We start from the raw sequence: 12,343 nt of genomic DNA, 5'->3' as shown, positions 1-12,343 counted from the left end.
TGCCTCATTAATCAAATTATACCCGATTTATCAAGGTGGGCTCCCTTATAATAAATTACAGGGATAGACTGTCTGCACGAAAGGTGTAAAAAAGGAATGGGTAATGGAAGAAAGCAGTATTTTGCTTCAGTTAAAAAATGTCGCATGGCAGGCAGGGGAGACGCAGGTTCTCAATAACATCAGTTTTGATCTCCGCGCCGGAGAATTTAAGCTGATTACCGGCCAGTCCGGCTGTGGGAAAAGTACGTTACTCAAGATTGTGGCGTCATTAATGAGTCCGACTGCCGGTGAAATTCTCTTTGAAGGCAAGGAGATCAATACCCTCAAGCCGGAAACGTATCGCCAGCAGGTCTCCTATTGTGCGCAAACGCCTGCTTTATTTGGTGACACCGTTTACGACAACCTCATTTTCCCCTGGCAAATCCGTAACAAACGTCCGGAGCCGGATGCGTTTCTGAGCGATCTGGCCCATTTTGATCTCCCCGAGACGATCCTCAAAAAAAGCATCAATGAGCTGTCCGGTGGCGAGAAGCAGCGCGTCTCGCTAATTCGTAATTTGCAGTTTCTGCCCAAAATTCTGCTGCTTGATGAAATCACCAGCGCGCTGGATGAGGCTAATAAACGTAATGTGAACGAATTAATTCACCACTATGTTCGCGATAAGAATATTGCGGTGCTGTGGGTGACGCACGACAAAGATGAAATTACGCATGCGGATAATGTCATAACCCTTCAACCGCACGCCGGAGAAATGCAGGAAGCACGCAATGAACGAGCATAATATTACCAATGAGTCCCTGGCATTAGCGATGATGCTGGTGGTGGTGGCGATCCTGATTAGCCACAAAGAAAAACTGGCGCTGGAGAAAGATATTCTCTGGAGCGTTTGCCGGGCAGTGGTTCAGCTGATTATCGTCGGCTATGTGCTGAAATATATTTTTGGCGTTAACCACAGTATTCTGACCTTACTGATGGTGCTGTTTATCTGCTTTAACGCGGCTTATAACGCACAAAAGCGCAGTAAATATATTGATAAAGCTTTCCTCTCGTCGTTTATCGCTATCACGGTGGGGGCGGGGCTAACGCTGGCGGTGCTGGTTTTGTCTGGCTCTATCGAGTTCACGCCGATGCAGGTCATCCCGATCTCCGGCATGATTGCAGGCAATGCGATGGTGGCAGTGGGGCTGTGTTACAACAATCTGGGACAGCGGTTTAACAGCGAACAGCAGCAAATTCAGGAAAAACTTAGCCTCGGCGCGACGCCGAAAGTGGCCTCTGCGCCGCTGATTCGCGACAGCATTCGCGCCTCGCTGATCCCAACGATCGACTCTGCAAAAACGGTAGGGCTGGTGAGTTTACCGGGGATGATGTCCGGGTTGATCTTCGCGGGTATTGATCCAGTAAAAGCGATTAAGTATCAGATTATGGTGACGTTTATGCTGCTTTCTACCGCCAGCCTGTCGACCATTATTGCCTGCTACCTGACTTATCGGAAGTTCTATAATTCGCGCCACCAATTAGTCGTAACGCATTTGAAGAAGACGTGATGTGATGCCGGAGGGATCGGTATTGGTAGAATTTGTATGCCCGATAAGCGCAAGCGCCATCGGGCAAAATCAAACGGATTAGTACAACAGTGCGTACAGTTGGCGGCGGTATTTTGAGGCCAGCGCATCGCCGGTTCCGAGTGCGGCAAGGATCTCCTGGAAGGTCTTACGTGCCTGACCGTCGGCAGCAGTGAGATCTTTCTTCAGGTGGCTGAACAGCAGTTCCAGTGATTCCTCGTTACGTCCGACCTGATGTAACTGGATGGCTAGTTGAGTTGCCAGCGCCGCATCCTGCGGATTGCTGGCGACTTGCTGCTGCAGCTGTTGGATTTCCGGCGTATCCGCCGCCTGCTTCAGCAGTTCTATCTGCGCCACCAGTCCCTGATAGCGGGTGTCCTGATCCTGCAACGGAATGGTTTTCAGCACCGCTTCGGCATCGTCAGAACGATTGAGGGCGATTTGCGTTTCCGCCAGCAGCAGGCCAATTTCGCTGCTCTGGTTGGAGAGCTGCCAGGCTTCTTTCAGCAGCGGCAGTGCATCCGCGTGATTACCGGCTTCGATGAACTCGATAGCCTGACGCGCTTTCAGCTCTTCTTCGCTCGGCAACACTTTTTCCAGCAGCGCGCGGATAACCTCTTCCGGCTGCGGGCCCTGGAATCCGTCTACTGGCTGACCGTTCTGGAACAGATAAACGGTAGGGATGGCGCGCAGGCCAAACTGAGAAGCGATCATCTGCTCGGCGTCGCAGTCGAGCTTGGCGAGAATAAATTGGCCGTTGTACTGGGCGGCAAGGCTCTCCAGTACCGGCGTCAATTGCAGGCAGTGCTGGCTGCGCTCAGACCAAAAATAGAACAGGACCGGCGTGGTCATCGACTGTTCAAGGGTCTGCTGCAGGTTCGATTCGTTAATGTTAACAATATTCTGTGTGGACATGGAGTTACTCTCTTTTGTCGATTTCTTGTTACATGGGGGCTGACGCGCGTGCTTCAACTCAACCCTGTAAAATTTTGTCCATTATGCGGCCTGGCAACAGGCGTTTAAGTAGCATCACTGCCCAGGTCACCAGCGTAACCGGATAACGTAGCTTCGGTTTATCGCTCTCAAATGCATGACGTACTTTGGCGACAACCGCTTCTGGTCCCAGCGTAAAACGCGCGGCAATGCCGGGGTTCTCGACGGGCTTATCGCTCTGGGTCTGGTTGACGTTTTCGGTAAAGCGGGTACGGATGGGGCCGGGCTCAATCAGGCTGACCTTAATCCCGCTGTGGCGCAGTTCCATACGCAGCGCGTCGGACCAGGCTTCCAGTGCATATTTGCTGGCGGCATAGGCGCCGCGTCCCGGCGTTGAGATCAATCCCATCACCGATGAAGTCATCACGATACGTCCTTCGCCGTGAGGGAGCATAGCGGGCAACAGGCGCATGGTAAGCTGATGTGCGCCAAAGAAGTTGGCGGAAAATTGCTGTTCCATCTGTTCACGGCTGATGGTGGGCAGGGGACCATAGACACCGTATCCGGCGTTGTTAAAGATCCCATATAAACGATTATCGGTCAGGGCGATCACTTCATCGGCGGCACGATCCACGCTTTCGGGTGAATCCAGATCCAGCAATACGCCAGTGAATCCCATACTGTTCATACGCGCGACATCGTCAGGTTTGCGACAGCCTGCCAGAATTTGAAAACCCTGGCGCTTTAGTTCAAGCGCGCTTTCCAGACCGATTCCGCTGGAACATCCTGTTATTAAGACCGATTTTTGCATAACTTTACCTGTCAGGATCTCCGTTGTTTTATGAGTCGTGATTTACTAGAGGAGTGAGATGTTGCGCCATCCAGTCGGCAATAAACGGCTGAGCGTCACGGTTAGGATGAATACCATCATCCTGCATCCACTGGGGTTTCAGATAAACCTCTTCCATAAAAAATGGCAGCAGAGGAATATCAAACTCTTTGGCGAGCTTTGGATAAATCGCGCTAAAGGTTTCATTATAACGGCGGCCATAGTTTGCCGGCAGACGAATTTGCATCAGCAGCGGTTCGGCATTTGCCGCTTTGACATCCTGCAGAATCGTGCGCAGGGTTTGTTCGGTTTGCGCAGGCGCAAAGCCGCGCAGGCCATCGTTACCGCCAAGTTCGACCAGCACCCAGCGCGGCTGGTGCTGCTTGAGTAATGCAGGTAGACGGGCCAGACCTTGCTGCGAGGTGTCGCCGCTAATGCTGGCATTCACCACTGGCGTTTTGGTTTGCCATTTATCATTAAGTAGCGCAGGCCACGCGGCGCTGGCGGACATACGGTATCCGGCGCTCAGGCTGTCACCCAGAATTAATAACGTGTCCGCAGCGGCGGCGCGGAAAGTTAACAGGACCAGGAACAGGAAAGGCCAATGCCAGCGGAAAACATTGTTGAAGTTCATCATCTTAAGAAATCCGTCGGTCAGGGTGATCAAGAGCTATCCATCCTTACCGGAGTTGAACTGGTTGTCAAACGCGCCGAGACCATTGCGTTGATTGGCGAGTCGGGATCGGGGAAATCCACGCTGCTGGCGATCCTCGCCGGGCTGGACGATGGCTCCAGCGGTGAAGTCAGCCTGGTGGGGCAGGCGCTGCACACTATGGACGAAGAAGCTCGGGCGCAGCTGCGGGCGCGGCACGTGGGTTTTGTCTTCCAGTCATTCATGTTAATTCCAACCCTCAACGCGCTGGAAAACGTCGAACTACCCGCGCTGCTACGCGGCGAAAATAGCGGAAAAAGTCGTGACGGGGCAAAAACGCTGCTGGAGCAACTGGGGTTGGGAAAACGTCTTGATCATCTTCCGGCCCAGCTTTCCGGCGGGGAGCAGCAACGCGTAGCGCTGGCACGGGCGTTTAACGGACGCCCTGACGTGCTGTTTGCCGATGAACCAACGGGCAATCTGGACCGCCAGACCGGAGACAAAATCGCCGACCTGCTGTTTTCTCTGAACCGGGAACACGGTACCACCCTGATTCTGGTGACCCATGACCCGCAGCTGGCGGCGTGTTGCGATAGGCGTTTACGCCTGGTGAACGGACAGTTGCAGGAGGAGGCATGATTGCACGCTGGTTCTGGCGCGAATGGCGCTCGCCTTCATTACTGATTGTCTGGCTGGCGTTAAGCCTGGCGGTGGCCTGTGTACTGGCGCTTGGCAATATCAGCGATCGCATGGAAAAAGGGTTGAGCCAGCAAAGTCGTGAGTTTATGGCGGGCGATCGGTCGCTGCAAAGTTCGCGCGCCGTACCGAAAGCGTGGATTGACGAGGCGCGACAGCGTGGTCTGAAGGTGGGTGAACAGCTCACCTTTGCCACCATGACCTTTGCCCGGGATACGCCGCAACTGGCGAACGTCAAAGCAGTGGATGATGTGTATCCGATGTACGGCACGCTGCAAACCAATCCGCCGGGGCTGAAACCGCAGCCGGGCTCAGTGCTGTTGGCCCCGCGTCTGATGGCGCTACTCAACTTAAAAATCGGTGATTCCATCGACGTTGGCGATGCCACCCTGCGCATCGCCGGAGAAGTGGTGCAGGAACCGGATTCCGGTTTTAATCCCTTCCAGATAGCGCCGCGCCTGATGATGAACATGGCGGATGTCGAAAAAACGGCGGCGGTCCAGCCGGGAAGCCGTGTGACCTGGCGCTATAAATTTGGTGGTACGCCACAGCAACTGGAAGCCTATGAAAAATGGCTGCTTCCGCAGTTAAAGCCAGAACAGCGTTGGTATGGGCTGGAGCAGGATGAAGGGGCGTTGGGGAAATCACTGGAGCGTTCGCAACAGTTCCTGCTGCTGTCGGCACTGTTAACGCTACTGCTGGCGGTTGCTGCCGTTGCCGTGGCGATGAATCATTACTGTCGCAGTCGTTACGATTTGGTGGCGATATTAAAAACGCTCGGCGCGGGCAGGGCGCAGCTGCGCAAGCTGATTATCGGCCAGTGGCTGATGGTGCTGACGCTTTCTGGCATGACCGGCGGGCTGTTCGGGCTGTTATTTGAGCGGGTGCTGGTGGTATTACTGAAGCCAGTTCTGCCCGGTGAGCTGCCGCCCGCCAGCCTGTGGCCGTGGCTGTGGGCACTCGGTACGATGACCGTCATTTCTCTGCTGGTGGGGCTACGCCCTTATCGCTTGCTGCTGGCGACGCAGCCGCTGCGGGTACTGCGTCGCGACGTGGTGGCAAACGTCTGGCCGCTTAAGGTCTATCTGCCCGTAGCAACGATAGTTGTGGTTGCGCTGCTGGCCGGATTGATGGGCGGAAGTATGCTGCTGTGGGCGGTACTGGCCGGGGCTGTGGTGCTGGCGCTGCTGTGCGGCGTGTTGGGCTGGATGTTGCTTAACCTGCTGCGTGGTCTGACGCTGACCTCGCTGCCGCTGCGTTTGGCGGTCAGCCGGCTGTTGCGCCAGCCGTGGTCAACGCTGAGTCAACTGTCGGCATTTTCGCTGTCCTTTATGCTGCTGGCGCTGCTGCTGGTGCTGCGCGGCGATCTCCTCGACCGCTGGCAGCAGCAAATGCCGCCGGAAAGTCCAAACTATTTTCTGATCAACATTGCCACTGAGCAGGTGGCTCCGCTGAAGGCTTTCCTTGCTGAGCATCAGGTGATCCCGGAGTCGTTCTACCCGATAGTGCGGGCCCGTCTGACGGCGATCAATGAGAAATCGACCGAAGGCAATCAGGATGAAGCGCTGAACCGCGAGCTTAATCTGACCTGGCAGGATACCCGCCCGGATCATAACCCGATCGTTGCCGGGAGCTGGCCGCCAAAAGCGGGCGAAGTGTCGATGGAAGAGGGGCTGGCGAAACGGCTGAACGTTAAGCTTGGCGATCGGGTGACCTTTATGGGGGATACCCAGGATTTCAGTGCCACGGTCAGCAGTCTGCGCAAAGTGGACTGGGAAAGCCTGCGACCAAACTTTTTCTTTATCTTCCCTTCCGGCGCGCTGGATGCTCAGCCACAAAGCTGGTTAACCAGCTTTCGCTGGGAGAACGGCAACGGCATGCTGACGCAGCTTAACCGCGAATTCCCGACTATCAGCCTGCTGGATATTGGTGCCATTCTCAAACAGGTGAGTCAGGTGCTGGAGCAGGTGAGCCGTGCGCTGGAGGTGATGGTAGTGCTGGTCACCGCTTGCGGTATGTTGCTGCTATTGGCGCAGGTGCAGGTCGGGATGCGTCAGCGTCATCAGGAACTGGTGGTCTGGCGCACGCTGGGCGCGGGCAAGAAGCTGCTGCGTACCACGCTGTGGTGCGAGTTCGCCATGCTCGGGATGGTCGCCGGACTGGTGGCGGCCATCGGGGCGGAAACTGCGCTGGCGGTGCTGCAAACCCGCGTGTTTGATTTCCCCTGGGAGCCAGACTGGCGGCTGTGGGTTGTGTTGCCGCTTTGTGGGGCATTGCTGCTCTCTCTCTGCGGCGGATGGCTCGGTTCACGTCTTCTTAAAGGCAAAGCGCTGTTCCGTCAGTTCAGCAGTTAATTCATATTCGTGATGATTACGCACCGGTTTTTTTAAATCGGTGCGTTTTTTTATCTATGTAGCACAAAATGATAACTCATTGATATTTAACAGCACAGAACAATAAAAACCCGACAACACGAGTGTATTAATAAACGTTAATATTTGTATGCTGAATAATTGGCAGGCTATCTATCAAGGTACAAATAATGACTATAAAAAAAACGGCGCTGGCGGTATCGATCGGCGCAGCAGTGGCATTAACGACTTTCGCCTCCCAGGCGGAAATCACGGTCCTGAAACAAGATCCGCAGGCGGGCAACCCGCTGAGCCGTCTTAATTTCACCGTCGGCGGGAGTATTCGTCCGCAGTTCCAGAATATGGCCGGTGACGATGGTAAGAATGGCTACAAACGTAATGGCTTCGACGGTGGAACGCGTTTCCGCTTCGCTGCTGACTACTATCTGTTTGATGACATCAGCTGGGTGAGCTATTACGAGCTGGGCGTAAACTTCCCGGCGATGTTCAACTGGGACAATCACTATGCTAACGGCGCCAACGATACTACGCGTCGTATGCTGTACACCGGTCTGAAGAGCGCGACCTGGGGTACGCTGACCTTCGGTCAACAGAACAGCATTTACTATGATGTGGTGGGTGCGAAAACGGATATCTGGGACTACGACATGATTGGCCAGGCGCCAGGTAACGGTATCAATGGCGACTACGACGGTTCCTATCGTACACGTAAGTCACTGAAGTATAAAAATACGGTAGGCGATGTTGATCTTTACGCGTCTTATCTGTTCAGCGATGACTACAACCCGAACAACGGTTTGCGCTACAAACGTAAAGGCGGCGGCTCCCTGGGTGTGGATTATCACATCACCGATGACCTGACCTGGGGTACGGCGTGGAACTACACCCGCGCGGAAATGCGTGGCAACACCAGCAAAACCTACGATCAAAACATCGTCGGTACTGCGCTGAGCTGGAAACCGGACAACTGGACCTTCTCGCTGGGCGGCGGTTGGTATCAAAACTTCATGACCACCAAAAAAGTCTCTGTTAATGACTATTTTGCCGGTGACGCCTGGGGTCTGGAATACTTTGCGGGATACACCTTCCCGGTTGGTCAGTATGCGCTGAAATCCGTGCAGCCATACTTTATGGGCGATCGTATTGAATACGTGAATGGCCGTAACTACCTGCGTACCGACAACGGTGTGGGTATCAGCTTCCAGCTGGATTACGGTTTCCGTGTGGATTACGAACACGTCTTCACCTCCAGCACTGACAATCTGGGCGACATGAACCTGGTGCGTCTGCGTTACGACTTCTAATCGAACGCCTGCCGCCCGATGCGTTTATCGGGCCTACGAGAGCAGGGGGATCGCGTTATTTGTAGGCCGGATAAGGCACTTGTGCCGACATCCGGCTTTTTCATGCCTTCTCACATTTAAAAACACACTCTGCAACATCATGAAATAATTTCAAGGACAGCAGGTTGTGATCTGTGTCATGTTAACAATCAGCCTGTTAACAGGCCAACAAGAACAACGCCGCAAGAACGGCGTGAGACATGACACCACAACGTTAAAATGGAGAGATTATGGGATTGCGTCAGAGTTTACGCGTCGCGACCGGGGCGCTGTTACTGGCCTGTGGATTACAATTTGCTCATGCGAACAGTGATCCGCACACCATCGTATTTGGCGTCGCACCTGGGCCGTACGGCGATATGGTAAAACAAGCCATTGCCCCTACGCTGAAAGAGAAAGGCTATAAGGTAGTAGTGCGCGAATTCAGCGACTACGTGCAGCCTAACATGGCGCTCTCCAATGGCAGCATCGATGCTAACCTGTTCCAGCATTCACTCTACTTTGACAAATTCACCGCCGATAAAAGCCTGAAGCTGAGCAAGCTGATTGTGGTCCCGACGGCCGGGATGGGTTTTTACTCACATAAAATCAAAAGCCTGGATGAGTTGAAAAAAGGGGATGTGATCACGCTTTCCAACGATCCCACCAACCTGGCTCGCGGTCTGCGTTTCCTGCAGTCTATTGGCCTTATCACCATCAAAGATAACATCGATCCAACTAAAGCCTCCGAGCGCGATATTGCCAGCAACCCGAAAGGGCTGGTGTTTAAACCGCTGGAAGCGGCACAGCTGCCGCGTACGCTGGACGGTGTGACCGGTGCGCTGGTCAACGGCAACTTTGCCGTAGCGGCGAAACTGGATCTTGCCAGCGCCATCAAGCAGGAACACCTGGACGAAAATCTGAAAAATATCATCGCGGTACGCAGTGAAGATGCGGATAAACCATTTGCGAAAGATATTGTCGAGGCGGTGAAATCTCCGGCGTATCGTGCTGTGATCGACGATCCGCAAAATATCTACAGCGCCTTCCAGAAACCGGAATGGATGTCGGCAGCCCAATAATCGCTGCGCACAAGGGTTAACAGGGGCAGCGACGACTGCCCTTTTCGCATTTCTGAGGTGGCTATGATTGAGATTGAGAAAGTTTGCGTGGATTTTAGCGCAGGCCGTGGAGCATCAACCCGGGCGGTTGATGACGTTAGCTTGCGCATTGGCGCAGGTGAGATATTTGGCATTGTCGGGACCAGCGGCGCGGGAAAAAGTACGCTGCTGCGCACCCTGAACGCCTTAACGCGTCCGAGCCAGGGAAGCGTTAAGGTGAACGGCGTAGAAATTTCCGCACTGGAAGGCGCGCATCTACGTAAAGCCCGTCAGCGTATCGGGATGATTTTTCAACATTTTAATCTGATGCATACCCGTACCGTGGCACAAAACGTCGCCTTTAGCCTGAAGGCTGCCGGATGGGAACGCAGTAAAATTGGCCCGCGCGTGAGCGAAATCCTGTCGCTGGTGGGGCTGTCAGACAAGGCGAACCGCTTTCCGGTTCAGCTCAGCGGTGGGCAAAAGCAGCGTGTGGGTATTGCCCGCGCAATTGCCAATCACCCGGATGTGCTGCTGTGTGATGAACCCACTTCCGCGTTAGATCTCGAAACCTCGGCCACGATTCTGGCGTTGCTTAAGCAGATCAACCAACAGTTGGGGATCACGATCGTGCTGATCACCCATGAGATGAACGTAATCAAATCGATTTGCGATCGCGTGGCGGTGATGTCCGGTGGCAAGGTGGTGGAGTCTGGTGAGGTGTTTGATGTTTTTGCTCACCCGCAGCACGCTTTCACTCAGCAACTGGTGTCGCATACCCTCAATCTGACGCTACCTGAGCGTCTGCGCCAGCATCTGCCCGGCCAGTTGCTAAAAATTCTGTTCATCGGTGATTCGGCAGAACAGCCGGTGTTGTCAGAAGTGGCGGTTAAATTTGGCGTGGCGGTGAACATTCTGCACGGCAAAATTGAATATATCGGCGAACGTGCGCTGGGGATTCTGGTGGTGCAACTGACCGCGCCGCATAACCCTTCTGCGGTGGATGTCGCCGTGGAACATATTCGTCAACGTACTGCACAGGTGGAGGTGATTCGTGGATGATTTATTGCCTGATTTGACGCTGGCGTTTAATGAAACCTTCCAGATGCTGAGCATCTCTACGCTGTTGGCGATTATTGGCGGTCTGCCGCTCGGTTTTCTTATTTTCGTTACCGACCGGCATTTATTCTGGCAGAACCGTTTTGTGTATCTGCTCAGCTCCGTGCTGGTGAATATTATCCGCTCGGTGCCGTTTGTGATCCTGCTGGTTCTGTTGTTGCCGCTAACCCAGTTTTTGCTCGGCAATACCATTGGACCCATCGCGGCATCGGTCCCACTTTCGGTAGCAGCAATTGCTTTCTATGCCCGTCTGGTTGATAGCGCGCTACGTGAAGTCGATAAAGGCATTATCGAGGCGGCGGAAGCGTTTGGCGCCAGCCCGATGCGCATCATCTGCACCGTTCTGTTACCGGAGGCGAGCGCGGGTCTGCTGCGTGGGCTGACGATAACGCTGGTGAGTCTGATCGGTTACTCCGCAATGGCCGGTATCGTTGGCGGCGGTGGAGTCGGCGACCTGGCGATTCGCTTTGGTTATTACCGCTACGAAACCCAGGTCATGATCGTCACCGTGGTGGCGCTGATTATTCTGGTGCAGGTCGTTCAGGTGCTGGGCGACTGGTTGGCGAAACGCGCAGACAAGCGCGACAGACATTGATTACTGTACGCTAAGCCAGTCAGCCACCTCCTGCCATGAGCCGCGAAAGACGATTTTCGCGGCTTTCTTTTCCAGCTGATAGCGATACATCGGGTCGTAATACTCGTTGAGCAACGGCACCAGCCAGCCCATATGCGCGTCGGTGCTGCCCGTTGCCTGCTGTTCGTGCAGAGCCACGTCGAGCAGGGTGGTCAGCTCGGCAAAACGTTGCAAACCCAGACGACGGCGGATAGCAAACAGACCGTGGTGCAGATACTCGCTGTACTCCTGCCAGCCCTGACTCTCGCCATAAGCGTGAGTGAAATCGTGGTGCATGCGCACAAAATACTCTTCGCGCAGTCGCTCCAGCCGTAGCTCAAAAGGATCGTCCACCACCGCAATAGCGGCCTGGCTCATGCGTTCGCGCAAACATTCGGGCAGATGATTAGCGCCGATCATGCGGCCTTCGTCTTCAAGTACCCACAGACGCAGATCCTGACGGCTGTCGGTTTTCAGCATTTCGACCGCCAGCAGGTTTTCAAAGCTTGCCTGGCTCAGCTGCGGTTCGACGGTGCGTCCAAATGAGGAACCGCGATGGTGCGCCAGACCTTCGAGATCCACACCGTTTGGCTGCTGTTGCACCAGCTGCGTTTTACCGTTCCCGGTACAGCCGCCAATTAAGACGATCGGTTTTTGCACCAACTCTTCAGTCAGTTGAATCACCGCCTGACGCAATGCTTTATAACCGCCTTGTATTAGCGGGTAGTCAGTACCGGACTCGTGCAACCATTGCTGCACAATGTGCGAACGCTGGCCGCCGCGCGCGCAGCATAAGTAGCCCGCAGGATTTTGACGACAGGCATTAAGCCAGGCCTTCATGCGTTGCTGGCGAGTCTCGCCACAGACCAGTTGATGGCCGAGCGCGAGGGCGGCCTCAGGCCCCTGACGTTTATAACAGGTACCCACGGCAGCACGTTCGTCATCGTTCATTAAGGGAAGGTTTATTGCGCCCGGCATGGCGCCCTGCTGAAATTCGACGGGGGCGCGTACATCGATTAAAGGCGTACCGGCGAGCAGAATTGCGCGATAGTCCTGTACTGTTTGTGTGTCTTGCATAGTAAAAAACGAAACCTCAAATCATCCTGCGTACCATTTTACGCGTCAAATGAGACGATGACTTG

Annotated in this window: 12 protein-coding genes; 8 read left to right on the top strand and 4 right to left on the bottom strand. The window is 54.4% G+C overall.

The genetic code is table 11. The annotated features are described in order from the left end of the window. The first annotated feature begins 103 nt into the window (after positions 1-103). Positions 104-781 (top strand): iron efflux ABC transporter ATP-binding subunit FetA, encoded by a 678-nt coding sequence (gene fetA / locus SK39_RS05420; RefSeq protein ID WP_003021838.1) that lies wholly within the window; start codon positions 104-106, stop codon positions 779-781. Continuing rightward, a complete protein-coding gene (fetB, locus tag SK39_RS05415; RefSeq protein ID WP_003835795.1) occupies positions 768-1,547 on the top strand; it encodes an iron efflux ABC transporter permease subunit FetB in 780 nt (259 codons plus the stop codon). The genes fetA and fetB overlap by 14 nt, the downstream gene beginning before the upstream one ends. 78 nt (positions 1,548-1,625) lie before the next feature. Here fetB and SK39_RS05410 read toward each other — a convergent pair whose 3' ends face one another. From SK39_RS05410 to tesA, 3 genes are read right to left on the bottom strand one after another with little or no spacing between them, the layout of a single operon-like run. Then, positions 1,626-2,480 carry a co-chaperone YbbN gene (locus SK39_RS05410; RefSeq protein WP_042310010.1) on the bottom strand — a complete coding sequence of 285 codons (855 nt, stop codon included), beginning with the start codon at positions 2,478-2,480 and terminating at the stop codon, positions 1,626-1,628. Positions 2,481-2,538: 58 nt separating this feature from the next. Continuing rightward, entirely contained in the window at positions 2,539-3,309 is a 771-nt protein-coding gene (locus SK39_RS05405) for an SDR family oxidoreductase (protein WP_003021847.1), read from the bottom strand. Between the two features lie 28 nt (positions 3,310-3,337). After that, entirely contained in the window at positions 3,338-3,964 is a 627-nt protein-coding gene (gene tesA / locus SK39_RS05400) for a multifunctional acyl-CoA thioesterase I/protease I/lysophospholipase L1 (RefSeq protein WP_003021850.1), read from the bottom strand. Between tesA and ybbA the strand changes: the two genes are divergently transcribed. The 6 genes from ybbA to SK39_RS05370 all read left to right on the top strand — a co-directional run bounded on the left by ybbA (position 3,932) and on the right by SK39_RS05370 (position 11,183). Next, positions 3,932-4,618, top strand: coding sequence for a putative ABC transporter ATP-binding protein YbbA (ybbA, locus tag SK39_RS05395; RefSeq protein WP_048216746.1), 687 nt, complete (start codon positions 3,932-3,934; stop codon positions 4,616-4,618). The two genes, tesA and ybbA, sit on opposite strands and share 33 nt — an antisense overlap. After that, entirely contained in the window at positions 4,615-7,029 is a 2,415-nt protein-coding gene (gene ybbP / locus SK39_RS05390) for a putative ABC transporter permease subunit YbbP (RefSeq protein ID WP_048216745.1), read from the top strand. The genes ybbA and ybbP overlap by 4 nt, the downstream gene beginning before the upstream one ends. A gap of 188 nt (positions 7,030-7,217) precedes the next feature. Beyond that, complete coding sequence (locus tag SK39_RS05385) at positions 7,218-8,351, top strand: porin (protein ID WP_003021860.1); 1,134 nt, start codon at positions 7,218-7,220, stop codon at positions 8,349-8,351. 269 nt (positions 8,352-8,620) lie between these two features. Next, entirely contained in the window at positions 8,621-9,451 is an 831-nt protein-coding gene (locus tag SK39_RS05380) for a MetQ/NlpA family ABC transporter substrate-binding protein (protein WP_048216744.1), read from the top strand. A 63-nt stretch (positions 9,452-9,514) separates the two neighbouring features. Further along, positions 9,515-10,531 carry a virulence-associated ABC transporter ATP-binding protein SfbB gene (gene sfbB / locus SK39_RS05375; RefSeq protein ID WP_003835783.1) on the top strand — a complete coding sequence of 339 codons (1,017 nt, stop codon included), beginning with the start codon at positions 9,515-9,517 and terminating at the stop codon, positions 10,529-10,531. Next, positions 10,524-11,183, top strand: coding sequence for a methionine ABC transporter permease (locus SK39_RS05370; RefSeq protein WP_003021866.1), 660 nt, complete (start codon positions 10,524-10,526; stop codon positions 11,181-11,183). Before sfbB ends, SK39_RS05370 begins: the two co-directional genes overlap by 8 nt. On the opposite strand, the gene mnmH is transcribed toward SK39_RS05370, so the two are convergent. Beyond that, the gene (gene mnmH, locus SK39_RS05365; protein ID WP_048216743.1) at positions 11,184-12,278 is read right to left on the bottom strand and encodes a tRNA 2-selenouridine(34) synthase MnmH; all 1,095 of its coding nucleotides are present in this window, start codon (positions 12,276-12,278) and stop codon (positions 11,184-11,186) included. Positions 12,279-12,343 lie beyond the last annotated feature (65 nt).

The sequence above is a fragment of the Citrobacter sp. BIDMC107 genome, from assembly GCF_001037575.1.
GTDB lineage: Bacteria > Pseudomonadota > Gammaproteobacteria > Enterobacterales > Enterobacteriaceae > Citrobacter > Citrobacter freundii.
The sequence above is the reverse complement of the archived record's forward strand: the minus strand, read 5'-3'. Positions and strand labels throughout refer to the sequence as shown.